A 24013-nucleotide genomic window follows, 5' to 3' on the forward strand; every position below is an offset into this window, starting at 1 on the left:
AGTGTGCGTACGTCTATGCAGTGTGCCGCCCGGGGGGCCGGGCGGCACAATCGATCAAGGATGGCGCTACCGGGACCCCAGGGTCCAGCGCGGGCCCTGCGGGCTGTCCTCGACGACCAGGCCTGCCTGGCCCAACTGGTCGCGGATGGCGTCGGCGGTGGCCCAGTCCTTGCGGGCGCGGGCGGACTCGCGCTGGTCGAGGACGAGCCGGACCAGGCTGTCGACCACGCCGTGCAGGTCCTCGCCCTGGGCGGACTCCCCCGCCCAGTGCTCGTCGAGCGGGTCGAGGCCGAGGACGCCGAGCATGGCCCGTACCTCGGCCAGGCGGGCCACGGCGCTCTCCTTGTCGTCGGCGGCCAGCGCGCTGTTGCCCTGCCGGACGGTGGTGTGCACGACGGCGAGGGCCTGCGGGACGCCCAGGTCGTCGTCCATCGCCTCGGCGAAGGCGGGCGGCACCTCGGCGGCCGGCTCGACGCTCTTGCCGGCCAGTTCGGTGACGCGCTGTACGAATCCCTCGATGCGGGCGAACGCCGACTCGGCCTCGCGCAGCGACTCCTCGCTGTACTCGATCATCGAGCGGTAGTGCGGGGTGCCCAGGTAGTAGCGCAGCACGACGGGGCGCCACTGCTTGACCATCTCGCTCACCAGCACGCTGTTGCCGAGCGACTTGGACATCTTGTCGCCGGCCATGGTGACCCAGGCGTTGTGCACCCAGTACCGGGCGAACTCGTCGCCGTAGGCCTTGGCCTGGGCGATCTCGTTCTCGTGGTGCGGGAAGATCAGGTCCAGGCCGCCGCCGTGGATGTCGAAGGCGCTGCCCAGGTACTTGTGCGCCATCGCCGAGCACTCCAGGTGCCAGCCGGGCCGGCCTTCCCCCCACGGGGTCGGCCAGGTCGGCTCGCCGGGCTTGGCCGCCTTCCACATCGCGAAGTCGCGCTGGTCGCGCTTGCCGGTCTCGCCCTCTCCGGAGGGCTGGAGCAGGTTGTCCAGCTCCTGCCGGGACAGCCCGAGGTACTGCGGGAAGGAGCGGACGTCGAAGTAGACGTTGCCGTCGGCCGCATAGGCGTGCCCGCGGTCGATGAGGCGCTGCATCATCTCGACCATCTCGGTGATGTGGCCGGTGGCACGCGGCTCGTAGGTCGGCGGCAGGCAGCCCAGGGCGGTGTAGCCCTCGTTGAAGGCGCGTTCGTTCTCGTACCCGATCGACCACCACGGGCGGCCCTGCTCGTGGGCCTTGGCGATGATCTTGTCGTCGATGTCGGTGACGTTCCTGACGAACGTCACCGTGAAGCCGCGGTACTCGAACCACCGGCGCATGATGTCGAAGTTGAGCCCCGACCGGATGTGCCCGATGTGCGGTGCCGCCTGCACGGTGGCACCACACAGGTAGATCGAGACACAGCCCGGCTTGAGCGGGGTGAAGTCACGGATCTGCCGGGCGCTGGTGTCGTACAGGCGAATGGTCACCACTCCAGGGTAGTGGGCGCGACAGGGTGCCTCACGCCCCTTCCCCGCAATGTCGGGCTCAGAGCCGCCCGACGACCTTCCGCGGCCTGACGCGGACGACCACCCGCCGGGCGTCCTTGGCCGCCTCGGGGTTGAACTCCGCGTACTTCTTGCCGGTGTACTTCTCGCTCAGTTCGTCGATGAGCTGCGGGCCGCCGTCGGTCGTCAGCTCGGCGGTGCCGCGGATCTCCGCGTACTCGTAGGGCTGGTCGGGGTTGAGGACGGCGACGGTGACGCGGGGGTCGCGGTCCAGGTTGAGGTACTTGCGGCGGTCGACCGTCGTGGAGAACAGGAGGTCGTCGCCGTCGCGCTTCACCCAGACCGGGGACAGCTGCGGGCTGCCGTCCGGCTGGACGGTGCCGACGACGATGAACACCTTGCCGTCGAGCACGGCCTTCAGCTGGTCGGACAGTACGGCGGACATGGCGGACATGGGCACCCTCCGGAGTCCTGGGTTCACTGGTGGTCGTGTGGGTACCCTCGCACGCGCTGGGCTCACCCGCACCGCGGCGGCCGTCCGTCAGCCCGTACGGACCACCAGCGCCGTCGCGACCGCCATCAGCCCCTCCTCGCGGCCCGGGAAGCCGAGGCCGTCCGTCGTGGCGCCGGAGACGGAGACGGGTGCGCCGGCGGCCTCGGAGAGGATCTTCTGGGCCTCCTCCCGGCGCTTGCCGATCTTCGGGCGGGGGCCGACGACCTGGACGGCGATGTTGCCCACGGTGAAGCCGGCCTCGCGGACGATCCGCGCGGCCTCGGTCAGCAGGGTCACCCCGGAGGCGCCGGACCACTCGGGGCGGCCGGTGCCGAAGTGCTGCCCGAGGTCACCGAGCCCGGCGGCGGAGAAGAGGGCGTTGCAGGCGGCGTGGGCGACGACGTCCGCGTCGGAGTGCCCGGACAGGCCGGGCCCCTCGCCCTCCCACTTCAGGCCGGCGCACCACAGCTCGCGGCCCTCCTCGAAGGCGTGGATGTCGGTGCCGATGCCCACCTGCGGCAACAGGTGCTCAGAAGCCATCGTTCAGCCTCCTGCGGGCCAGGACCGCCTCGGCGAGGACCAGGTCGAGGGGGCGGGTGACCTTGAAGGCCTCCTCGTGTCCGGGTACGGCCACGACGGTCAGCCCCAACTGCTCGACCATGCTCGCGTCGTCCGTGACGTCGTCGGTGACCGTCTCGTGGGCGCGGACGAGGGTCGCCCGGTCGAAGCCCTGCGGTGTCTGGACGGCGCGCAGGCGGGCGCGTTCCGGGGTGGCGACGACCGGTTCGGGGGCGCCCGCCCCGGTGGCCGGCTCCACTTCCTTGACGGTGTCGGCGAGGGGCAGCGCCGGGACCACCGCGGGGGCGCCGTCGCGTACGGCCTCGATGACCGCGTCGACCGTGTCGACCGGGACCAGCGGGCGGGCCGCGTCATGGACGAGGACGATGCCGTACTCGGGCGGCAGGACGTCCAGGCCGAGCCGGACCGACTCCTGGCGGCTGTCCCCGCCGGCCACGACCAGGAAGTCGGTCCTGCCCAGGCTGCCACTGGGGGCGCTGCCGGGCAGGGCGTGCGCGTCGAGCAGGGACTTGACCTCGGCCGCGCCGTCCGGCGGGGCCACGACGATCACCAGGGAGACGTGCCGGGACGCGGCGAGCGCGCGGGCCGCGTGGATGAGCATGGGGGTGCCGTTCAGCGTGCGCAGCGCCTTGGGGGCGCCCGGACCGAGGCGAACGCCCCGGCCGGCGGCGGGAATCACGGCGGCGACGGGGGTCTGCGCGGGCGAAGGGCGCGATTCGTCAGACATCGGTTCCTGTCAGGTTTGTGTGCTCGACCTAGGTGGGTATGGCCTGGAGGAGTGCCGGGCGCGACGCCTTGACCGGACCCTTTCCGTGACCCTGGTCGAGCCATCCGCCCGGGCCCGGCACCTCAAGTATCGGGGGGCTGGTCCACTGGTTTCACGAGGAACACCGCGCGCGGACATGGAGATGCCGCAGCGCCCGGCGACACGGTCAGTGTCAGCGGGCACCGCGGCATCTCACTGTGCTGTACGTACTGAGCCGGACGGAGGCGAGGATTCGCCACCGTGACGCGTCAGGAGGCGAGCACCTCGTCGAGCAGGGCCTCGGCCTTGTCCTCGTTGGTGTTCTCCGCGAGGGCGAGCTCGCTCACCAGGATCTGGCGGGCCTTGGCGAGCATGCGCTTCTCACCGGCGGAGAGCCCTCGCTCGCGCTCGCGGCGCCACAGGTCGCGCACGACCTCCGCGACCTTGATGACATCGCCGGAGGCGAGCTTCTCCAGGTTTGCCTTGTAGCGACGGGACCAGTTCGTGGGCTCCTCGGCGTACGGCGCGCGCAGCACCTCGAAGACCCGGTCCAGCCCGTCCTGACCGACCACATCACGCACGCCCACGAACTCAGCATTGTCCGCTGGCACACGTACCGTCAGGTCACCCTGGGCGACCTTCAGCACCAAGTAGGTCTTGTCCACGCCTTTGATCTGGCGAGTTTCGATGGCCTCGATCAGCGCGGCCCCGTGATGGGGATAGACCACGGTGTCGCCAACCTTGAACGTCATGTGACAGGTACCCCTTCCGTGGCTATCCAGGGTAACACGGATACGCCGTCTTCTGAATGGCGTTTTCGCAGGTCAGGGCATATCTCGGGGCTTGACAACTGCGACAGGAACGTGCTGCGAGGGGCCTCGCGAACCGGGAATTCGCAGGTCGGAGGGGCTCTCCGGGCGAGGTGAAACGCGTAGGTTACACACTCCCGGAGCCGTCTCCAAGTGGACGAACGCCCCGTTTTGTCCGCTTCCAAGCGTACGACTTCCGCTACTCCGTTCGGTGCCGGGAGGCGGATCCGGGCCGTTTCCGGAATTGATCAACGGCTGTCCCGAGGGTCGCGCGTGATCAATTCCGGGGGTGCTCGGCGAGCGATCGCGCATTCCTTCACGGAAATTTTGCGCGCGGTTATGTGAATGCCGGACGAGCGCTCGGCAAAGTGACGGGAGAGCCACATGGGACAGCTGTGACCACAGGTCCGCGCTACCCCAGCCGGAGGCATGCGGGGCGCTTGGGGAGGGTCGGGTGCGGCGGCCCTGGAACGGCTCGGTAACCTAAGGCCGCTGACAGATCCTTAGGGCGGCTTTATAAGGGGAGCCGCCCGCGCGTTCAAGGAGTTGCCGCCGCCGTGAGCAGCAGCCTTCGACGCGGCGCCCTCGCCGCCTCCGCCATCGTCTTCTCGATCGCCTCGCTCGCCGCCTGCGGCGCCGGCAACAACTCGCAGACCCTGGAGATCAAGCCGGACAACGCCGCGACCACGGTCGGCAACATCAAGATCCAGAACGCCCTGGTCATCACCCAGCCCGACCTGAAGGCGACGGGTCCGGCGGTGATCTCCGCGACCCTCTTCAACCAGGGCAGCACGAACGAGACCCTGCAGTCCGTCTCCGTCGCCGGCAGCAGCGACACCGTCAAGCTGACCCCGGCCAAGGGCGGCAGCCTGACCGTCCCGGCGCACGGCTCGCTGATCCTCGGCGGCAAGGGCAACGCCTCCGCCGAACTGCCCAGCGGCCGTGAGTCGGTCCAGGACGGCAACGCCCAGCAGATCACCTTCACCTTCAGCAAGACCGGTGCGGTGAGCCTGCGTGCCTTCGTGGTGCCGGCCACCAGTTACTTCGACAAGTGGGGTCCGAGCCAGATCCCGTCCACCCCGGCGACGGTCTCCCCGGCCCCGGGCGCCACCGCCTCCGGCAGCACCAAGCCGGCGAAGCACGGCAAGGGCAGGGCCACCCCGTCGGCGATCGCGAGCACCACCGCGACGACGGGCACCGGCGCGACCCCGAGCGACTCCGCGTCCCAGTCGGCCACCGGCCAGTGAGCGGCGGTACGGGCCACTGAGCCGCCGTACCCGTCGTACGCACGAGGGCGGCACCCCCACCACGGGGGTGCCGCCCTTCGCCGTCCAGCCGGTGCGGCCTGCGGATACGGCCTACGGCTCGAACTTGTACCCCAGCCCGCGCACCGTCACCAGGTAACGCGGCGCGCCCGGGTCGGGCTCGATCTTGGCGCGGAGGCGCTTGACGTGCACGTCGAGGGTCTTGGTGTCGCCCACGTAGTCGGCGCCCCAGACGCGGTCGATCAGCTGCATGCGGGTCAGGACGCGGCCCGCGTTGCGCAGGAGCATCTCCAGCAGGTCGAACTCCTTCAGCGGGAGGTCGACCTTGGAGCCGGCGACCGTGACCACGTGGCGGTCGACGTCCATGCGGACCGGGCCCGCCTCGAGCGCGGCCGGGGCGACCTCCTCCGGCTCGCCGCGGCGGCGCAGCACGGCACGGATGCGGGCGACCAGCTCACGGGAGGAGAAAGGCTTGGTGACGTAGTCGTCGGCCCCTATCTCGAGGCCGACGACCTTGTCGATCTCGCTGTCCTTGGCCGTCACCATGATCACGGGGACGCTGGAGCGGCCGCGCAGCTGGCGGCACACCTCCGTGCCGGGCAGACCCGGCAGCATCAGGTCGAGGAGGACGAGGTCGGCGCCGTTGCGCTCGAACTCGTCGAGTCCGTCGGGGCCCGTGGCCGCGACGGCGACCTCGAAGCCCTCCTTGCGGAGCATGTACGACAGGGCGTCGGAGAAGGACTCCTCGTCCTCGACGACGAGCACTCGGGTCACGGAAGGACCTCCGGGGCGGGAAGCGGTTCGTACGGGGATGACTCGGTGGTGCCGGCCTCGTCGTCGAGGTCGGGGTCGGGGTGCTGCATTGCCCGGTCGCGGGCCGCACCCGCCTCCGGCAGCCTCAGGGTGAACGTGGAGCCCTGGCCTTCGGCGCTCCATACCGTGACCTCCCCGCCGTGCGAGGCGACCACGTGCTTGACGATCGCGAGACCCAGACCGGTGCCGCCGGTCGCCCGTGAGCGGGCCGGGTCGACGCGGTAGAAGCGCTCGAAGATGCGCTCCTTGTCCTTGTCGGAGATGCCGATGCCCTGGTCCGTCACGGCGAGTTCGATCATGTCGCCGCCGGGTGCGCCGACCCGGCGGGCGGCTATGCCGACGCGGGTGCGGGCCGGGGAGTAGTTCACGGCGTTCTCGACGAGGTTGCCGAGGGCGGCGGCCAGCTGCCCGCGGTTGCCCCAGACGTGCAGGTCGACCGCGCCGCCCGCCCGTCGCCCAGCACCCGGATCGGGGCCTTCCGGCGCGGACACGTTCGTGGCGATGGTGATCTGCTTGGTGCCCGCCTGGTGGCGGCAGCGGTCGATGGCCTCGGCGACCAGCTCGTCCACGCGGACGGGCTCGGCGTCCTCCAGCGGGTCGTCGTTCTGCACCCGGGAGAGGTCGATCAGCTCCTGGACCAGGTTGGTCAGGCGGGTCGCCTCGATCTGCATGCGACCCGCGAACCGCTGCACGGCCTCGGGGTCGTCGGAGGCGTCCATGACCGCCTCGGACAGCAGGGAGAGCGCACCGACGGGAGTCTTCAGCTCGTGGCTGACATTGGCCACGAAGTCCCGTCGTACGGCCTCGATCCTGCGCGCCTCGGTCAGGTCCTCGACGAGCAGCAGGACCAGGCGGGAGCCGAGCGGAGCCACGCGCGCGGAGACGGCGAGGGCCTCTCCCCGCCCGGTGCCGCGCCGGGGCAGGTCCAGTTCGACCTGCCGTATCTCGCCGTCGCGTCTGGTGTCCCTGGCCATCTGGAGCATGGGCTCCACGGCGAGCTTGCCGCCGCGAACCAGCCCGAGGGCGTAGGCGGCGGAGCTGGCCTTGACGACGGTGTCGGCCTCGTCGAGGACGACGGCCGAGGAACGGAGCACGGACAGCACGGTGTCCACGCCCGGCGGGAGTACGGGATCGATGTGCAAGGAAGTCCTGGTCGGTCGCTTCTGGTCGCGTTCGCTCCAACGGAACGCCAGCATGGCGATGACACCGGTGAGCACCCCGGCGATCGCTGCCGCTGCGGCGACCGCCGCGTTCACGTCCATGCCTCCAGGTTAAGCAGGGCGTACGACATCCCCCCAGCCTCGAGGGTGGGACCTCGGACACTCGTCGCCCAGAGTTCACCTTGGGGCCAGTAATGGTTCATTTGGGGTGGCGGAAACGGACGCGTGCGGGGCAGAACGTGGGAGCGTGGGGACCAAGCACACCTATGAGAGGGAACCCTGATGCGGGACGCGTACCACGAGGAACTGGACTCGATCGGCGACGGTCTGGTGGAGATGGCCCGGCTGGTCGGGTCGGCGATCGGGCGCGCCACGACCGCCATCCTGGACGCCGACCTGAAGCTGGCCGAGAGCGTGATCGAGGCGGACCAGAAGGTCGACGAACTCCAGCACGATCTGGAGGCGCGGGCCATAGCCCTGCTCGCCCGGCAGCAGCCGGTGGCGACCGACCTGCGGATCGTCGTCACCTCGCTGCGCATGTCCGCCGACCTGGAGCGGTCCGGCGACCTCGCCCAGCACGTGGCGAAGCTGGCCCGGCTGCGCTTCCCCGAGCGCGCCGTGCCGCAGGACCTGCACGCCACGATCCTGGAGATGGGCCAGCTCGCGCAGCGCCTGATGGCCAAGGCCGCCGAGGTGATCATCACCAAGGACGTCGACCTCGCGCTGCAGCTGGAACAGGACGACGACGAGATGGACCTGCTGCACCGCACGCTGTTCCAGCACCTGATCGACGATCGCTGGAAGCACGGCATCGAGACGGCCGTCGACGTCACCCTGCTCGGCCGCTACTACGAGCGGTACGCCGACCACGCCGTGGCCGTCGCCAAGCGGGTCGTCTACCTGGTCACGGGCGAGCACGCGGACGAGCTCCAGGCGGACATCCAGCCGGTGACGGGCGTCGAGGGCGCATAACCCGGCGGGTGCGGAGCACGGGGGCGTGCGAGCGCCTCCGTGCGCCGTTGATGCGCCCAGGGAAACGGGCATCCAATGGGCGAGGGCATCCCCGCCCCAGCGTCCAGGAGGGTCCCATGGCCGAATCCCCCAGCACCACGCCCGACCCCACGCGTGAGCGCGAGACCGACCAGCCCGCCGAGACCAGAAGCCTTCCGCTGATCGCCGCGTGCGGCTGCGGCTCGGGCTGCGGATGCGGATGCCAGTCGGGCGGCCCCTGCCAGTGCGGCTGAGGACCCAGCCGCCCCCGCCGATTGCCACCGCAGAGCCGGTGTGAAGCGGCTTCGCACCGGCTCTTCGCGTGTACGGCGTCGGCTCACGGCGTAGGCGTCGCACACCGTGGTCGTCGCACTGTCGCCGTGGGTGTCCGTGACCGTGGAGCGCAGGCCGACGCGGCCGGGGGCCGGGTTGTGGACGGCCGTGGTCCACTTGCCGCCGGGCAGCTTGGCCGTGGCGCCGTGCCAGGTCGTGCCGTCGTCGGTGGTGTACCAGGCCCGACCGACTTCAAGGCCGTCGGGCAGCTGCTGCACCATGTCGTCGTCCGTACCGTCGCGCTGCCATGCCCAGAGCGACGGTCGTGGTGGACGGCCGCCTGGTTCCTGCTGTTGAGCGCGTCGGGCCGGAAGCGGGTGAAGCCCGGAACCGAACGCGGTCTACCAGCCGGTCATCGGTTCGCCCAGCGGCAGGCCCGTGGCCGCGAGCCACTCGTCCTGCACGTCCCGGTTCCTGGTCCCGATGGAGAGATAGACGCCGTGCGTGCCCTGCGCCGGTTCGGAGCACTGCGAGGTCCAGACGCCGTTGAGGCACAACTGGACACCGCACAGCTTGCTGGACGGCAGCCCACGCAACGAGGCGTACCAGTGGACGTCGAGGGACAGCGGGCCGAGGTCCGCGACCATGGCGTCGACTTCGGCTTCCGTGCACGACTCGGGATCGGAATGCGCGAACGGCGGTCGCTGTTCCCACCACAGTTCCAGCCACACCTCCTGCGGAAGCGGCCAAAGCACCTCGAGGTCGGGCGTCAGCTCCACCTCGACCTCGTAGGGAGAGACGCCCCTCGGCACCCCCAGCGCCGTCAGCCGCGTCCAGAAGTCCTCCAGACCCGTCTCCGGGAACCGCCGCCCCGTCCGTGTCGTGAACCGCCCCTTGCGGAAGAACCGGCACGCGTGAGCGAACTGCTCCGCCGTGACCACCGGCCCGACCTCGGGCGGCTCCGGCTCCTCCGCCCAGTCGGCAAGCTCCCGCAACAGCTCCCGGGCACGCCGCAGACCGGTCGCCGCATCGGGCATCGGTTCCAGAACTTCGTACAACCACGACATTCCCACGGGCGACCTCCGGAGGGAGCGTAGCGGGATGGAGGGGGGTCACCGCCACGGAAAAAACCGGCTCCCCGACGGAGATGCCACGCGGGCAGGGGCGTCTCTTCCGCCGTCGGTGGTGCTGCGGCCTCCCCGGCCTGCGCGGCTTCTCCGGCCTGTGCGGCCTCTCGCAGTGTTTCCCGCTCTTGACGGCGATGGGCCGGTGGCAGCGTGGGTGACGGTGTCGCCGCTCCCGTGACGGAGGGCGTGCTGGTCGCACCCGTGCGCGGGGCCCGGGGCGAGATGCGGTTCCCGCGCCCGGAGTCCTTCAACTGCTGGGCACAGCAGTGACGTTGGGGCAGGATGAGGACGTGTGGGCGACCGCAGCGCATTCCTGACCATCGCCAGGGCGGCCGCGCCGCTGTACATGACCACCCTCGCCGCTTCGGCGGGCTCGCTCGTCGACACCGCACTGCTGGGCCGGCCCGCTCCGGGGGTACGCCGCACGGATCGGATGGGGCCGGTTGGCCGGACGGTACGCATCGGATCGGTCTCCCCGTCCCTGCCAGGGACGCCGGTGGCGGCGTGAAGCCCCTGGACAGGGCCGGGTTCGGCCTTGGATGACGAGGTGTTTCCGATCAGACGACGGTGTTGTAGATGTTCCAGCCGGTGTCGATCTTGTTCCGGGAGCCGTACGGCGCCGTCGGGCTGCCGGTGCCGGGGTAGACGTACACGTTCCCGGAGGAGTCGCGGGCCAGCAGGTCCGGCTTGCCGTCACCGGTCAGGTCACCGGGGCCGACCATGGTGTAGCCGCCCCAGCCGTAGCCGACCTTGATGCGCGACCCGAAGGGCGAAGTCGTGCTGCCGGTTCCGGGGTAGACGTACAGGTTCCCGGAGGAGTCGCGGGCCAGCAGGTCCGGCTTGCCGTCACCCGTGAGGTCGCCGCAGTTGACCATGGTGTAGCCGCCCCAGCCGTAGCCGGCCTTGATGCGCGACCCGAAGGGCGAAGTCGTGCTGCCGGTTCCGGGGTAGACGTACAGGTTCCCGGAGGAGTCGCGGGCCAGCAGGTCCGGCTTGCCGTCACCGGTCAGGTCTCCCATGCCGACCATGGTGTAGCCGCCCCAGCCGTAGCCGGCCTTCACCCGCGCTTTGAAGGGGGCCGACGGGTTGGCGCTGCCCTGGTAATACCAGAGGTTGCCCGAGCCGTCGCGGGCGACCATGTCGCCCGTGCCGTCGGCGTGGAAGGCCGACATCGCCGTCATGGCGTTGTAGCCGCCCCATCCGTAGCCGATCTTGTACCGCGACAGGAACGGCGCCGACGCCACGCCCGTGCCCTGGTACTGCCACAGGTCGCCCGAGGTGTCGCGGGCGATGACGTCCTGTCGCGGTGAGGCGGCCGGACCAGGCACGGCCGAGACCGCCTTCACATCTGCCGAACTCAGGTATGCCAACCGGTGGTTGTAGCGGATCGGGTAGTAGGTGGTGGTGCCGGCGATCACTGTCCGGTCGTGCGGGGCACTGCCGTCGTACGTCGTCGAACGGTAGTAGTCCGACGTCTCCTTCGTGATGGAGACGTACGACTGCCCGGAGGGGATCGAGTACTTGGTGAGCGGCGTCACCGGCTGCGGGGTGAGGTCGCTCGGGTACGCGCTCGCCTCGGGGTAGGCGCGACCGTAGACCGGGATGGAGCTGACACCGTCGCGGGCGGTGACCACCGTGAACGCGGAGGTGTCGGAGACCGGAACCGTGTACGAGCCGTGCGGGTTGTAGAACCACGCCTCCATGCCGGCGTACCAGATCGCGGTCCAGTCGCCCTGCTGTGCGGCAACCACGAAGTCCTCGCCGGTGACCGCCTTGTCGCTCCAGTCGGAGGCGTCGGTCGAGCCGGAGGAGAAGTACGGATCCGTGATCAGTGATGCACTGCTCGACGGCGAGGTACGCAGGTAGACGAAGTTGGCGGGCTGCGCCGACTGGCCGTTGACGGGCGGTTCGTACGACGTGCTGAACGGCGGTGCGATCCGCACCACTTCACCGACGACGAGGGGCGAGCCGGCCGGGTTGCTGTTCGCCGGCGCACCGAGGAGGGACATGTAGTGGTTCCAGTCCCAGTACGTGCCCGGGTCCCAGTGCATGCCGGAGACGTACGCGTCGAGCGGGCCGGTGACGTCGTCGTGGCCGATGATGTGCTCGCGGTCGAGTGGGATACCGTACCTGCCCGCGAGGTACTTCACCAGCGCGGCGGACGACTCGTACTCCGACTCCGTGTACCAGCTCGCGCCCTGGAGCGCGTAACCCTCGTGTTCGATGCCTACGGCGTGCTGGTTCATGTACCAGTTGCCCGCATGCCAGGCGACGTCCGCGTTGGGCACCATCTGCGTGACCAGCCCGTCGGAGGAGCGGATCACGTAGTGGGCGCTGGCGCCGGCGGTCGGATCCTGGAACTGGCCGACCGCCGAGGAGTAATCGCTCTCGGTGTCGTGGATGACGATGTACTTGATCGCGTCACCGTCCGAGGGTCGGTTCGCGACGTCGTAGTTGCCGTACTGCGTCGTGTCCGTGGAACTGGTCTGCTGGTACGCCGCGGGCACGAAGTCGCACGCCAGACCGGACGGGCACTCCGGGGCCGGGGTGCTGGTCGCCGTGGTTGCCGTGGTGCTGGTGTAGCTTGCCTCCGCGGCGGTGGCGTAGCCGGTGTGCGTGCTGTCGGTGGTCGAGTAGGCAGCCGTGCTCGTCTGCGGCTTCAGCCCTGGCCGCGCATCGAGCGTCACCTGCTGGCCGTCGGCCGTCACACGGCTGATCCCCGAACGTATGTGGGCGTAGACCCGTTGCGCGAACTGCGCCGCGCCACGGCTGTCCGGCGACTGGCTGTAACGTTCCACCGCCGCGTACCACCGCGACTCGTCGGCCGGTAGTCCGCCGGTCGCGGCGCGCTCGTACTCGGCCAGCAGCGCCGCGCCTCCGCGCACGCTCTGTCTCATGTCGCTCCGCAGCGACGCAGCCGGTGCGCCCACGAGCTTCGCCGCCCGGTCCAGCGTGTGCAGTGCGGGTGCGCCGGTCTGCACGCTGCCCACGTCAGCAAGCACGTGCTTCGACGGATGGAAGGATCCCGGGCGGTCCTCACCCCGCAGGTCCAACTCCCGCCTGCGCTCACTCACCGACGGCTTGTGCACCATCGCCGAGGTCACCTGCGTGAGCCCCATCACGTTGTAGTTGCCGGTCATACTCGGCCGGCCGGCGTGGGTGTCCCAGCGACTCTCTTGGTAGGCCACCGCCATCAGCACGCTCTGCGGCACGTGGAACTCCCGTGCTGCAGAGGCGAACTCATGCTGCAGGGCAGTGGGAGCAACCGCGGTCGGCCGCGAGCCACCCGACTGGCTCGCCTGCGCCACGGCCGAGATTCCCACCGCGACCAGCGCGAGCACGCCCCCGGCCGCCAGCCCCACCCGCACCCCGGGCCGGCGGTGTTTTCGCTGCTTGCGATTCAAAAGATCGTCCCATCCTGTTTTTGGCCACATTTCGGCCAACCGAGGGGGCGGCGTGCGGACGTTAGCAGGTCACCTCGGCGCCCGGTAGGTGCATATGACATGTCTCTCGGTCGTCCGTGCAGTTCAGTTCCGGTGAACGTACAGGTCAGGGCCGTGGATAGAGCTGCGCCCCGTCGTAGTTCAAGCGGCCTTTCTCACCGGGATCTATCCGTTTGCCTATCCTTGTGCGGTGGGGACAGGCGCCTGAGCGGACAACTTTCGCCGGGAGAATTCGAGTCCGCTGTCGGGGAGGCGTGAGCGTCCATCGGTCCGAGCCCTGGCGGGCCTGGGTTCGGATGGGCCTTGACCCCGAAGACTTGGGCGTGGGCCATGCGGCCGATGTCCACCTGGGTGATGTTGTTTCGGACGCTGTACGACATCAAGATCGTCCTGTCCAGTCGTCGAGGCGCAGCTGTACCTAGCGGTTGCGGCCCTCGGCCTGGGGTGTGAAAGCCCGGCCTGACGCATGATCGTCAGACGATGCGAGATCCTCGACTTGTGCAGATGCGGAGGGCCGAGCACTTCGGACGCACAGCCGAACCAGCGGCCGGTCGGTCGAGTTCGTTCTTCTGCTCCGGTGAACGCACGCCACGTCGACGGCCCGGTCATCGACGGCCGAGCCCAACCTTCGCCTTCGGCCGCCGGCTCGACGTCCGCACCATCCGCACGGCCGACTTCGACGACGGCCAGGAGCTGACCGAGCGGGCCGTAGCGGCGTACATCGCCAAGTACGCCGCTACGGGCACCGAGACGGCCACGACGACCGCCCGTTGAAGTTCGTCGCCGAACTTGCCCAGCTCGCCATCAGCGACCACAACGGATACCAGTCGTTACCGGACCGTCAAGATGGACTGGCGTGCCGTGATCGTCGTCGGGGAGTGCCCCCACAGCGATCAAGAGCCGCCCGACCACCTCTGTCACAGAGGCACCGCCACCTTTAGACTATGCAATGGTTCTCCCGGTCAGCGGTTCCCGCCTCGGCCCCCATACCCAGGAGAGGCCAGGAGCCGACATGCCCGAAACTCCAGAAGGCGAAGGATGTCCCGCAGACAGACCGCACCCGCCCGGCCTCGACTTTCCGTGGGCTGGCAGCACTTCGTGGCGCGGCTGCCGATCGTCGCGTTCCGCGCGGGACTGGGATGGATCTTCGGTCGGCACCTCTTGCTGCTGCAGCACACAGGCCGTGTAACCGGACTGGACCGGTGGGTGGTGCTGGAAGTGGTGGAGCATGAGCCGGATGCCGGCAGTTGGACGGTCGCCTCCGGCTTCGGCGCCGGGACGGCCTGGTACCGCAACTTGCGGGCACAACCGAAGACCGTCGTCCAGGTGCGCAACCGCCACCACGCCGTCACGGCACACTTCCTCACCCCGGACGACGGCGTCGAGATCATGGGGCGCTACGCCCGCCGGCACGCTCGGACGGCTTGCCGCTTGTGCGGTTTCATGGGTTTGCCAACGGGCGGCAGTGAAGCCGGGTTCCGGGACGCGGGCAGGGTCATTCCCTTCGTACGACTGGACTCCCACAGCCGCTCCCGGTCGAGGTGACCGGTCCGTCAGTCACAGCCGGAACCCGACCGCAGACGTGAGCGAAGTACGGGGGATCCCTTTTTGCGTCATGCAAAAGTTGCACCAGATGCGTGATGTTCTTCACGGAGAAATTCGGCGCACCGAGAGCAACTGCACCTTTCGTCCTGATCCGCGGCCGTCGGTCTGGTCGTGGCCGGATCCAGCCGCTGGCAGAGCGCCCGTTCATTGTCATCCAGCGGTCGTAGGATCAACGCCTGCCGAACCGCGTGCCCCCACCACCGCTACGGCCTCTCTGTTCTCTTTCCTTGCGTAGAAGAGGTCTCATGAAGCTTCGCCGTGCCCTTGTGGCGGTCGCGACGACCGCTGCCGTCGCCCCCGCTGCGTTGACCATGGCAACCGCAGCCTACGCCGATGACGGCTCGACCTCGGCCGCTCCCACCGCGAGCGCCAGCGCCTCGGCCGACGCCCCCACCGCCTCCTCGTCCGAGGGGGCCACGGACACCTCCTCCACCGGTGCCACGGCCTCCGCGACCGCGAGCGCGGCGGCCTCCGTCACGGCGAGCGGGTCCGCTTCCGCCGGGTCCCCGGTTCCGGTTGACTCCGCCTCGGCCGTGCCGACCGGCACGCCGACCGTGGAGCCCACCGACCTCGCGTTCTGCGAGGACCAGAACCCGAACTACAAGGCCACCCTCCGGATAGCGCTGAGCGGCCTGCCCGGCAAGATAGCGAAGGGCAGCGGCTGGCACCCGTTCAAGATGGCGGTGACCAACCCGTCCAAGGACGCCATCAAGGACATCACGCTCGCCGCAGGCGTCGGTCCGCTGAACAGCGACAACCCGTTCACCCTCAAGCAGGTCGCACTCCAGGCGTACGACCCGGATGCCAAGCAGTGGTTCGACGTCACGGACGACGGCAAGTACGCCCTCGGCTCCCTGGGCCCCGGAGACCTGCCCGGCAAGACCTCGGTCGACCTCAGCTTCCGGCTGAACGTCACGAACAACGCTCCGGTGGGCAAGGCCCTCACCATCGGACTTGGCGTCTACCCGGACACGACGAACAACTGTGAGGCCACGGGTTCCGCCGCCTACAAGATCGACATCGTCAAGCCGGGTACGAAGACCACCGGCTCCACCCCGCTCCCGCAGACCGGCGGCGAGGCCCCGCTGCCGTCCAAGGCCCCGGCCAAGAACGGTGACTCCCACGTCGTCCCGGTCTCCGACACGACCGCGGCGAGCAACGGCTCGCTGGCCCACACCGGTGCCTCCTCCGCGACCCCGCTGATCGCCGGTATCGGCGGTGCGGCCGTCGTAGTCGGCGCCGGCGCGATGTTCGTCGTGCGTCGCCGCAAGTCGGGCGGCGCCACGGCCTGACGCGAACAAAGCCGCGACCGCGGCGGCAAGCAGGAGATCCTGGGCCACTCCCGGATCAACATCACGATGACGTGTGCACCCACGTCGTTCAGGACACGCAGCGCGAGGCCATGAGTCACATGGATCGGCTGTTGCGGAAGCGGCCTGGGTGTCAGTGACCACCCACGTTGACGTCAGAAGTGGATGCCAAAGGCCCCGGACCAAGATCTTGGGTCCGGTCCGGCGCTGACGTAGCCGTCGTCGCCTTGGCGGCGTTCCTCGTCGCGGTCCGCGTGAGCATCGCTTCTGAGCCCAACGGCCCAGACACGGCCCCAGCACGCAGAAGAGCCCCCTCCTGACAGCAAAACCGCAGGTAGGGGGCTTCTTCGGTCTGGGTTACTTCTTCTTGCCCTGGTTCTTGACCGCCTCGATCGCCGCCGCGGCCGCCTCGGGGTCGAGGTACCTGCCGCCGGGGGTGACCGGCTTGAAGCCGGCGTCGAGCTCGTAGCAGAGCGGGATGCCGGTCGGGATGTTCAGGCCCGCGATGTCGGCGTCGGAGATGCCGTCCAGGTGCTTGACCAGGGCGCGCAGCGAGTTGCCGTGGGCCGCGACCAGGACCGTGCGGCCGGTCAGGAGGTCGGGGACGATGGCGTCGAACCAGTACGGAAGCATCCGGTGGACGACGTCCTTCAGGCACTCCGTCCTCGGGCGCAGCTCCGGCGGGAGCGTCGCGTAGCGCGGGTCGTCGAACTGGGAGAACTCCGAGTCGTCCGCGAGCGGCGGCGGCGGGGTGTCGTAGGAGCGGCGCCAGAGCATGAACTGCTCCTCGCCGAACTCGGCCAGCGTGGCCGCCTTGTCCTTGCCCTGGAGGGCGCCGTAGTGGCGCTCGTTCAGGCGCCAGCTGCGGTGGACCGGGATCCAGTGGCGGTCCGCGGCCTCGAGGGCCAGCTGGGCCGTGCGGATCGCGCGCTTCTGGAGAGACGTGTGGACCACGTCCGGGAGAAGGTCGGCGTCCTTCAGGAGCTCGCCACCGCGGACTGCCTCCTTCTCGCCCTTCTCGTTCAGGTTGACGTCCACCCAGCCGGTGAACAGGTTCTTCGCGTTCCACTCGCTCTCGCCGTGGCGGAGGAGGATCAGCTTGTACGGTGCGTCGGCCATGGGTCAGAGCGTAATCCACCCGTTCGGGGCGTCGCCCCGGCCGACCGATGGGTGGACCGTCGGCGTCGTCTGTTAATCGAGTGGCCACCGACGGACCCGGTATGTAAGTTGTGCATACCGCTTGAGCCGCTTACTGACCGATCTGCTCACGCCGCCCGACCGGGCGTCCGCCGATCCATGGGGGGTCCTGCCATGTCCGCCGCCAGTCTCAGACGTGCCGCACGGGAGACCGTCTCCGGCCTCCCCCGCGAGTTCTGGTGGTTGTGGACCAGCACCCTGATCAACCGGCTCGGCGCCTTCGTGGCCACCTTCATGGCCCTCTACCTCACCCTCGACCGTGGGTATTCGGCGTCGTACGCCGGTCTCGTCGCCTCGCTGCACGGCCTCGGCGGGGTCGTCTCCTCCCTCGCCGGCGGGGTGATGGCCGACCGGCTGGGACGGCGGCCGACGCTGCTCGTCGCCCAGTCGGCCACCGCCGCGTCCGTCGCGCTGCTCGGGTTCATGACCGATCCCGTCGCCATCGCCGCCGTCGCCTTCCTCGTCGGCATGGCCTCCAACGCCTCCCGGCCCGCCGTACAGGCGATGATGGCCGACATGGTCCGGCCCGAGGACCGCGTCCGCGCCTTCTCCCTCAACTACTGGGCCATCAACCTCGGCTTCGCCGTCTCCTCCACGGCCGCCGGGTTCATCGCCGAGTTCAGCTATCTCGCCGGGTTCCTGATCGAGGCCGGGATGACCGCCGTCTGCGCCCTCGTCGTCTTCCTCAGGCTGCCCGAGTCCCGGCCCACGGCCACGGCCAGGCAGGCGGAGGCCGGGATCGGGCTCGGTACCGTGCTGCGCGACGGGCGGTACATGGCCGTCGTCGGGCTGTCCTTCCTGGTCGCGCTGGTCTTCCAGCAGGGGTCCGTGGGACTTCCGGTGGCCATGGGCCGGGCCGGGTTCTCGCCCGCCGACTACGGCCTCGCCGTCGCCGTCAACGGCATCCTGATCGTCGCCCTGCAGATCCCGGTCACCCGGTTCATCGAGCACCGCGACCCGCGCACCCTGCTGGTCGCCTCCTCGCTGCTCGCCGGGTACGGCTTCGGGCTCACCGCGTTCGCCGGCTCGGTCGGCGTCTTCATGGTCACCGTGTGCGTGTGGACCCTCGCCGAGATCGTCAACGCCCCGACCCAGACCGGCCTCGTGGTCCGGCTCTCCCCGGTCCACGGGCGCGGCCGCTACCAGGGCGTGTACACGCTGTCCTGGTCCGTCGCCGCGCTGGTCGCCCCGCTGATGTCCGGCGCGGTCATCGACAACTGGGGCGCGCAGTGGCTGTGGGGCACGTGCGCGGTCATCGGGACGGTCGCCGGGCTGGGGTACGGGCTGCTCATGCGCGGACTGCCGAAGGCGGGCCCGGCCGTGGCGCCCCCGCGAACGGACTCCGAGGCCGAGGTCAGCGCGGCGTGAAGGATCGCCGGCACCTGAGGGCCGGGGTGCGGGGCTCGGGTGCGGCCGGCGTCGGGGCGTGTGGCTCGGGTGCGTGAAGGGCCGGGGTGCGCGCTCGGGTGCGTGAGGGCCCGGGCGCGGGAAGCACTGCGAGGGCCGGGGGCGGAAGGAGGGGAACGCCTGAGGGCTCGCGCGACCTGACCCTTCAAGAGCCGGCCCCGTCCGGGAGGCCGGGGCGGGTCCCGTCGCGGCGCGTGGCGGCCGTGGCGTGGCGGGGACGGCTCGGGCGTAAGGGGCTGCGGACCGTGTGGGTCTCTCGCCACCTCGCCGGCCAGGACACCTGAGCAGCCACCCACCGGGCCACCCGGGACACACCGCACACACGACCGCCCCCCACCGGTCCACCCGGCGGGGGGCAGCAGTGCCGGGATCAGAACGCGAGGTCGATACCGATCTGGTGGGGCTGGCCGAGGGCGCCCATGACCTCGCCCTGGACGGCACCGAGCTGCGACAGGGCGTCGGCGGTGCTCAGGGTCGTGGAGTCGGCGGTGAGGCTGGCCTGGGGGGCCAGGCCGCCGGAGACGGTGTCGAGCTCGGCGTCGGTGATCTCGGCGGTCTGGATCTGGTGAGCGGCGTTCATGAGGAAACTGCCCTTCGCATGGATGGTCCACATGGTCCGAGGGGAAGCGGCCCGCTGGGGGACAGACGATGGGCCGCGACCGCGGGCGTGCGCCGTCCTTTCAGGACACCTGGCGCGATCCCGGCGGTGCGAGCGATCAAACCACGGAGCGTGCCGGGCATCCAGCCGACCACCGCTGCCACGGGCCCGGTTGGGGCCCGGGACGACGCATCCGTGCACGTACGGTCACGCGTTGGGGCCAGATCCTCCACACGCGGCGGCGCACAGGCGTCCCACAGCTCTTGCCTCCCGCCGCGTCGACCCGGACAACTCCCCACCAACCGGCCCCGTACGCGCCGGGGTTGCGTACGCGCTGTGCAGATTCGGTTCACAGGGGGATCCGACAGGACCGAAGGGCACCGGAGAAGGCCACCGGAAGGGGGGTCCGCGCTCCGGCGGCGCCCGACACGCAGAGCCTCCCGCCCGCCGCCGACATCCCAGTGACGCAGGCCACACCCACGCCTGTCACATCCGCCCGGACCGATCCGTCAGGGAGGTGTAGCCATCGGAAAGCACGCAGGGAGCACACCATGGACGCTCGGCTGAACCTCTACGGCACCCCTGTCGCCGGCAAGTTCCTCAAGTACATCAACTCGGCGGGCAAGGTCGTCTCGGACTCCACCCTGCCGGCCGCGACGCAGGAACTGGTGAAGATCCGGGCCAGCCAGATCAACGGCTGCGGGTTCTGCACCGACATGCACACCAAGGACGCGGCGGCCGCCGGCGAGACGGCCCAGCGGCTGCACCTGGTCGCCGCCTGGCGGGAGGCCACGGTGTTCAGCGACGCCGAGCGGGCCGCGCTGGAGCTGACGGAGCAGGGCACCCGGATCGCCGACGCGGCCGGCGGCGTCCCGGACGAGGTCTGGGCGAACGCCGCCAAGCACTACGACGAGGAGCAGCTCGCCGCGCTGGTCGGGCTGATCGCCCTGATCAACACGTACAACCGCGTCAACGTCATCGTCCAGCAGCCCGCCGGCGACTACCGGCCCGGCATGTTCGACTGACCCGGAAGAGCCGGGCCGCCGGCGTCATGGGTGCATCCGCGCCCCCTTCAGGGCCTTGTCCACCCCGCCCCGCGGGCCGTACACCGCGAGACCCACCAGGTCCAGCTCCGCGGTCGGTACGGCTCGCACCGCCGCGCGGTTGTCGCCGTCGTGGCCCGTGGCGAACAGGTCGGCCGTGAACACCGCCCGGGGCAGGGCGCGGCGCAGCACGCGCTCGTGGGCGGCCTTCAGGGTCTCCTTGGAGCCCTCGAGGACCAGCACCGGCTGGCGGAACATGGGCAGGTAGCCGACGCCGTCCGCGTCCTCGTAGGGCTCGCCGATCACCTCGGGGACCTGGCTGCCGAGGCCGCTGACCAGGAACGCGGTGACGTTGAGCCGCTGCCAGGGTTCCAGGTCCTCGCGCAGCAGCACGGCGATCTTCGTGTCGAAACGGATGGGTTCAGCGCTCATGGAACGAGACTGCCGGGCGTCGTACGGCGTGGTCTTGTACGTTCTTTGCGTGGCCGCCCGGCAGGAAGTCAGCGCGTGGCGCCCCCGTGTCCCGGGCGTCACCGAGGTCTTCCACGCCCACTTCACGGAGTACGCCTACCCGATGCACGTCCACGACGCCTGGACGCTGCTGATCGTGGACGACGGGGCCGTACGGTACGACCTCGACCGGCACGAGCACGGCACTCCGCACGACACCGTCACGCTGCTGCCGCCGCACGTGCCGCACAACGGCTCCCCGGCCACCCCGGAGGGCTTCCGCAAGCGGGTGGTGTATCTGGACGGCAGCCGGCTCGGCGACGATCTGATCGGTCCCGCCGTCGACACGCCGGATCTGCGGGATCCGGCGCTGCGGCTCCGCGTCGGGCAGCTGCACGCGGCCCTGGCCCGGCCCGGTGACGAGCTGGAGGCGGAGAGCCGGCTGACCCTCGTCGGGGAGCGGCTGCGGGACCGTCTGCGGCGCCGCACGGACCCGCCGCGGGACCGCCGGGACACGGTTCTCGGCCGGCGGCTGCGGGAGCTGCTCGACGCCCGGGTCGTCGAGGGCGTGTCGCTCCAGGAGGCGGCGCGTCTGCTGCACGCCCACCCCGCCCACCTGGTGCGGGCGTTCAGCGGCGCCTACGGCATCGCCCCGCACCAGTACCTGATGTCCCGCAGGATCGGGCGCGCCCGGCGCCTGCTGCTGGACGGGCTGGCGCCGGGCGAGGTGGCCCCGGCCAGCGGGTTCTACGACCAGGCCCATCTCACCCGGCACTTCAGGAAGCTGGTCGGGGTGACGCCGGGGCGCTACCGCGTCAGTTCACGCTGAGCCTCGTACGGATTGCGCGGGCGTACGGCGTCCGTGGTGCCGGTGGACGAACTGGGCTGGCTACGAGCAGTTGCTGGAGATGTTCGAGTCCACGGCACAGCAGTCCCATCTGGTGTGGCACTACGACCACACGGGCGCGTACGTGCCGGCCGACTTCCCGCACCCGCTGTACGACGACGAACTCCTCGCGGGCGGACGGCGGGACCGATCAGATCGTCGCGGACCGTCGGGCAGCTCGCAGTCCCTGCTGCGGGAGCCGGAGTACGTGGCCGCGGCCATGCGTCAGGCGTGAGCATGCCGCTGTGGCTCGGGTGGGGGGGAAGGGGCGGTGCGGTACGTCAGTCCGTCGGGTTTTCGATCAGATGCCTGAACGCGTCCAGATTCCGGGTGGACTCGCCCCGGGACACCCGCCAGGCGTACTCCTTGCGGATGGAGGAGGCGAAGCCCAACTCCAGAAGGGTGTTGAAGGCGCCGTCGGCCGCTTCGAGGACCTGGCCGAGGAGGCGGTCGATCTCGTCGGGGGTGACGGAGGCGAGCGGCAGGCGCGCGGCGACGTAGATGTCGCCGAGGCGGTCGACGGCGTAACTGACGCCGTACAGCTTGAGGTTGCGTTCCAGGAGCCAGCGGTGGACACCGGCCTCGTTCTCGTCGGGGTGCCGGATGACGAAGGCGTTCAGCGACAGCGAGTGACGGCCGACGAGGAAGGAGACCGTCGTGGACAGCTTGCGTGTGCCCGGGAGCCTGACCACGTAATTCCCGGGCTCGGGGCTCTCCCACTCCAGCTCGGCGTCCTTCAGGACGCCTTCCAGGACCTGTCCGGCCTTCTCGACATCACCCATGGTGGGAGGGTACGCGACGGCGGTGCGCCAGGGTCGCGGCCGTGTAGACGTCCGCGGTCTCGGCGGCCGCCCGGTCCCAACCGAAGGACTGCGCGTGCCGGGCGGCGGCGCGGCCCGTCCGGGCGGCCAGGTCCGGCTCGTCGGCGAAACGGCGCAGTACGCGGGCGTAGTCGGCGGGGTCGTGACCCTGGACCAGGAATCCGGTGTCGCCGTCGCGCACGGCCACCGGCAGGCCGCCGACCGAGGCCGCGAGCACCGGCGTGCCGGCCGCCTGCGCCTCTATCGCCACCAGCCCGAAGGACTCGCTGTAGGACGGCATGACCAGCACGGAAGCGGCCCGGAACCAGTCCGCGAGCCGCTCCTGGCCGACCGGCGGGCAGAACCGCACGACGTCCGCGATGCCGAGCCGGGCGGCGAGCTTCTGCAGCCCCTCCGGCTTGGCCAGCCCGCTGCCGCTCGGGCCGCCGACGACCGGGACGAGGATGCGCGAGCGAAGCTCCGGGCACTCGTCGAGGAGGACGGCGACCGCGCGCAGCAGCACGTCCGGGGCCTTCAGCGGCTGGATGCGGCCGGCGAAGAGCGGGATCAGGGCGTCCTGCGGGAGGCCGAGACGGGCGCGGGCGGCGGCACGGCCGTCGGCGGGCCGGAAACGGTCGAGATTGACGCCCGGATGGACGACGGCGACCTTCGCGGGGTCGGCGGAGTAGTGCCGTACCAGTTCGCCGGCCTCCTCCGTCGTGTTGGCGACGAGCCGGTCGGCGGCGGCCACGATCTGGGTCTCGCCGATGACCCGGGCGGGGGGCTCGGGGGTGTCGCCGTCGGCCAGGTTGGCGTTCTTGACCTTGGCCATGGTGTGCATGGCGTGCACCAGAGGCACGCCCCAGCGCTGGGCGGCGAGCCAGCCGACGTGTCCGGAGAGCCAGTAGTGGGAGTGGACGAGATCGTAGTAGCCGGGGCGGTGGCCGGCCCAGGCCTGCATCACGCCATGGGTGAAGGCGCACAGCTGGGCCGGGAGGTCCTCCTTGGCGAGGCCCTCGTAGGGGCCGGCGTCGACGTGCCGGACCAGGACCCCGGGGGCCAGGTCGACGGCTGCGGGCAGTCCGCCGGCCGTGGAGCGGGTGAAGATCTCCACCTCGATGCCGTGGGCGGCCAGCCGCTGGGCCAGCTCCACGATGTAGACGTTCATGCCGCCGGCGTCGCCGGTACCGGGCTGGTGGAGCGGGGAGGTGTGCACGGAGAGCATGGCCACCCTGCGGGGCCTGCGGTGCAGTCGTAGCCGTGACGCGGCCGACGGGGAGCGTCGCCCGAGCCTGCTCACGTACTGGCTCACGTGGCGGTCCTCTCCTTGCTGCGAGCATGCCGGACGGAGGACCGAGCTCGCCCTCCGCACAGGTCCAACAGTGCCGGGGGGCCTCGCCATTTCCCGATCACGGCGCTTTGCCCAATCATTACCATCGCTCGAGCAACCGTTCGACATGTCGCGCCGCCTACTCTCGTACGCATGACAGCCCGCCCAGCGTCCCTCCCCCGCTCCCGGCCTCGCTCGAGCGGGG

At 70.4% G+C, this 24013-nt stretch carries 24 protein-coding genes and 3 pseudogenes; 12 read left to right on the forward strand and 15 right to left on the reverse strand.

Annotated elements, in window-relative coordinates; translation table 11 throughout:
- Window positions 1–66 precede the first annotated feature (66 nt).
- From cysS to AC5WRT_RS02225, 5 genes are all read right to left on the reverse strand, one after another.
- Window positions 67–1467, reverse strand: coding sequence for a cysteine--tRNA ligase (cysS, locus tag AC5WRT_RS02205; protein WP_496091924.1), 1401 nt, complete (start codon window positions 1465–1467; stop codon window positions 67–69).
- A 58-nt stretch (window positions 1468–1525) separates the two neighbouring features.
- A complete protein-coding gene (locus tag AC5WRT_RS02210; protein WP_496092008.1) occupies window positions 1526–1930 on the reverse strand; it encodes a PPOX class F420-dependent oxidoreductase in 405 nt (134 codons plus the stop codon).
- Between the two features lie 96 nt (window positions 1931–2026).
- Window positions 2027–2518 carry a 2-C-methyl-D-erythritol 2,4-cyclodiphosphate synthase gene (gene ispF, locus AC5WRT_RS02215; protein ID WP_496091925.1) on the reverse strand — a complete coding sequence of 164 codons (492 nt, stop codon included), beginning with the start codon at window positions 2516–2518 and terminating at the stop codon, window positions 2027–2029.
- Window positions 2508–3284, reverse strand: coding sequence for a 2-C-methyl-D-erythritol 4-phosphate cytidylyltransferase (gene ispD / locus AC5WRT_RS02220; protein ID WP_496091926.1), 777 nt, complete (start codon window positions 3282–3284; stop codon window positions 2508–2510). The genes ispF and ispD overlap by 11 nt, the downstream gene beginning before the upstream one ends.
- Before the next feature lie 287 nt (window positions 3285–3571).
- On the reverse strand, window positions 3572–4054 hold the full coding sequence (locus AC5WRT_RS02225) for a CarD family transcriptional regulator (protein WP_003953493.1): 483 nt from the start codon (window positions 4052–4054) through the stop codon (window positions 3572–3574).
- A gap of 614 nt (window positions 4055–4668) precedes the next feature.
- Here AC5WRT_RS02225 and AC5WRT_RS02230 point away from each other — a divergent pair.
- Window positions 4669–5358 (forward strand): copper chaperone PCu(A)C domain-containing protein, encoded by a 690-nt coding sequence (locus AC5WRT_RS02230; protein ID WP_496099873.1) that lies wholly within the window; start codon window positions 4669–4671, stop codon window positions 5356–5358.
- Window positions 5359–5469: 111 nt separating this feature from the next.
- Here the strand turns inward: AC5WRT_RS02230 and phoP are convergent, their stop codons facing one another.
- Window positions 5470–6141, reverse strand: coding sequence for a two-component system response regulator PhoP (phoP, locus tag AC5WRT_RS02235; protein ID WP_496092009.1), 672 nt, complete (start codon window positions 6139–6141; stop codon window positions 5470–5472).
- A 5-nt stretch (window positions 6142–6146) separates the two neighbouring features.
- Window positions 6147–7451, reverse strand: a complete 1305-nt coding sequence (gene phoR / locus AC5WRT_RS02240) for a two-component system sensor histidine kinase PhoR (protein ID WP_496091928.1) — start codon at window positions 7449–7451, stop codon at window positions 6147–6149.
- Between the two features lie 180 nt (window positions 7452–7631).
- On the opposite strand from phoR, the gene phoU reads away from it, so the two are divergent.
- Complete coding sequence (gene phoU / locus AC5WRT_RS02245; protein ID WP_496091929.1) at window positions 7632–8321, forward strand: phosphate signaling complex protein PhoU; 690 nt, start codon at window positions 7632–7634, stop codon at window positions 8319–8321.
- A gap of 116 nt (window positions 8322–8437) precedes the next feature.
- Window positions 8438–8593 carry a hypothetical protein gene (locus tag AC5WRT_RS02250; RefSeq protein ID WP_496091930.1) on the forward strand — a complete coding sequence of 52 codons (156 nt, stop codon included), beginning with the start codon at window positions 8438–8440 and terminating at the stop codon, window positions 8591–8593.
- A 420-nt stretch (window positions 8594–9013) separates the two neighbouring features.
- On the opposite strand, the gene AC5WRT_RS02255 is transcribed toward AC5WRT_RS02250, so the two are convergent.
- Window positions 9014–9649, reverse strand: coding sequence for a hypothetical protein (locus AC5WRT_RS02255; RefSeq protein ID WP_496091931.1), 636 nt, complete (start codon window positions 9647–9649; stop codon window positions 9014–9016).
- 382 nt (window positions 9650–10031) lie between these two features.
- Between AC5WRT_RS02255 and AC5WRT_RS02260 the strand changes: the two genes are divergently transcribed.
- Window positions 10032–10247: a hypothetical protein gene (locus tag AC5WRT_RS02260; protein ID WP_496099874.1), complete on the forward strand. Its 216-nt coding sequence runs from the start codon at window positions 10032–10034 to the stop codon at window positions 10245–10247.
- A 49-nt stretch (window positions 10248–10296) separates the two neighbouring features.
- Here the strand turns inward: AC5WRT_RS02260 and AC5WRT_RS02265 are convergent, their stop codons facing one another.
- The gene (locus tag AC5WRT_RS02265) at window positions 10297–12951 is read right to left on the reverse strand and encodes an N-acetylmuramoyl-L-alanine amidase (protein WP_496091933.1); all 2655 of its coding nucleotides are present in this window, start codon (window positions 12949–12951) and stop codon (window positions 10297–10299) included.
- An 820-nt stretch (window positions 12952–13771) separates the two neighbouring features.
- On the opposite strand from AC5WRT_RS02265, the pseudogene AC5WRT_RS02270 reads away from it, so the two are divergent.
- A pseudogene (locus tag AC5WRT_RS02270) lies at window positions 13772–13997 on the forward strand (replication initiator); the annotation flags it as partial.
- 223 nt (window positions 13998–14220) lie between these two features.
- A complete protein-coding gene (locus AC5WRT_RS02275; RefSeq protein ID WP_496091934.1) occupies window positions 14221–14727 on the forward strand; it encodes a nitroreductase family deazaflavin-dependent oxidoreductase in 507 nt (168 codons plus the stop codon).
- Window positions 14728–15112: 385 nt separating this feature from the next.
- Here AC5WRT_RS02275 and AC5WRT_RS02280 read toward each other — a convergent pair whose 3' ends face one another.
- A complete protein-coding gene (locus AC5WRT_RS02280; protein ID WP_496099875.1) occupies window positions 15113–15352 on the reverse strand; it encodes a hypothetical protein in 240 nt (79 codons plus the stop codon).
- On the opposite strand from AC5WRT_RS02280, the gene AC5WRT_RS02285 reads away from it, so the two are divergent.
- Together AC5WRT_RS02285 and AC5WRT_RS02290 are read left to right on the forward strand one after the other, a co-directional pair.
- Window positions 15342–16079: an LAETG motif-containing sortase-dependent surface protein gene (locus AC5WRT_RS02285; RefSeq protein WP_496099876.1), complete on the forward strand. Its 738-nt coding sequence runs from the start codon at window positions 15342–15344 to the stop codon at window positions 16077–16079. The two genes, AC5WRT_RS02280 and AC5WRT_RS02285, sit on opposite strands and share 11 nt — an antisense overlap.
- 33 nt (window positions 16080–16112) lie before the next feature.
- A pseudogene (locus AC5WRT_RS02290) lies at window positions 16113–16237 on the forward strand (site-specific integrase); the annotation flags it as partial.
- 217 nt (window positions 16238–16454) lie between these two features.
- Here AC5WRT_RS02290 and AC5WRT_RS02295 read toward each other — a convergent pair.
- The gene (locus tag AC5WRT_RS02295; protein ID WP_496091937.1) at window positions 16455–17216 is read right to left on the reverse strand and encodes a phosphoglyceromutase; all 762 of its coding nucleotides are present in this window, start codon (window positions 17214–17216) and stop codon (window positions 16455–16457) included.
- 192 nt (window positions 17217–17408) lie between these two features.
- On the opposite strand from AC5WRT_RS02295, the gene AC5WRT_RS02300 reads away from it, so the two are divergent.
- On the forward strand, window positions 17409–18662 hold the full coding sequence (locus tag AC5WRT_RS02300) for an MDR family MFS transporter (RefSeq protein WP_496091938.1): 1254 nt from the start codon (window positions 17409–17411) through the stop codon (window positions 18660–18662).
- A gap of 409 nt (window positions 18663–19071) precedes the next feature.
- Here AC5WRT_RS02300 and AC5WRT_RS02305 read toward each other — a convergent pair whose 3' ends face one another.
- The gene (locus AC5WRT_RS02305; RefSeq protein WP_496091939.1) at window positions 19072–19314 is read right to left on the reverse strand and encodes a hypothetical protein; all 243 of its coding nucleotides are present in this window, start codon (window positions 19312–19314) and stop codon (window positions 19072–19074) included.
- 536 nt (window positions 19315–19850) lie between these two features.
- On the opposite strand from AC5WRT_RS02305, the gene AC5WRT_RS02310 reads away from it, so the two are divergent.
- Window positions 19851–20324, forward strand: a complete 474-nt coding sequence (locus AC5WRT_RS02310; RefSeq protein ID WP_496091940.1) for a carboxymuconolactone decarboxylase family protein — start codon at window positions 19851–19853, stop codon at window positions 20322–20324.
- Between the two features lie 24 nt (window positions 20325–20348).
- Here the strand turns inward: AC5WRT_RS02310 and AC5WRT_RS02315 are convergent, their stop codons facing one another.
- On the reverse strand, window positions 20349–20774 hold the full coding sequence (locus tag AC5WRT_RS02315) for a DUF2000 family protein (RefSeq protein ID WP_496091941.1): 426 nt from the start codon (window positions 20772–20774) through the stop codon (window positions 20349–20351).
- On the opposite strand from AC5WRT_RS02315, the gene AC5WRT_RS02320 reads away from it, so the two are divergent.
- Together AC5WRT_RS02320 and AC5WRT_RS02325 are read left to right on the forward strand one after the other, a co-directional pair.
- Window positions 20773–21621, forward strand: coding sequence for an AraC family transcriptional regulator (locus AC5WRT_RS02320; protein ID WP_496091942.1), 849 nt, complete (start codon window positions 20773–20775; stop codon window positions 21619–21621). The two genes, AC5WRT_RS02315 and AC5WRT_RS02320, sit on opposite strands and share 2 nt — an antisense overlap.
- Window positions 21622–21654: 33 nt before the next feature.
- Window positions 21655–21901: pseudogene (locus tag AC5WRT_RS02325) on the forward strand (putative DNA-mimic protein); the annotation flags it as partial.
- Window positions 21902–21959: 58 nt separating this feature from the next.
- On the opposite strand, the gene AC5WRT_RS02330 reads toward AC5WRT_RS02325, so the two are convergent.
- Window positions 21960–22460 carry a type III secretion system chaperone family protein gene (locus AC5WRT_RS02330; protein ID WP_496091943.1) on the reverse strand — a complete coding sequence of 167 codons (501 nt, stop codon included), beginning with the start codon at window positions 22458–22460 and terminating at the stop codon, window positions 21960–21962.
- Window positions 22453–23790, reverse strand: a complete 1338-nt coding sequence (mshA, locus tag AC5WRT_RS02335) for a D-inositol-3-phosphate glycosyltransferase (protein WP_496091944.1) — start codon at window positions 23788–23790, stop codon at window positions 22453–22455. The genes AC5WRT_RS02330 and mshA overlap by 8 nt, the downstream gene beginning before the upstream one ends.
- Window positions 23791–24013 lie beyond the last annotated feature (223 nt).

This window comes from Streptomyces sp. NTD91 (genome assembly GCF_059510455.1).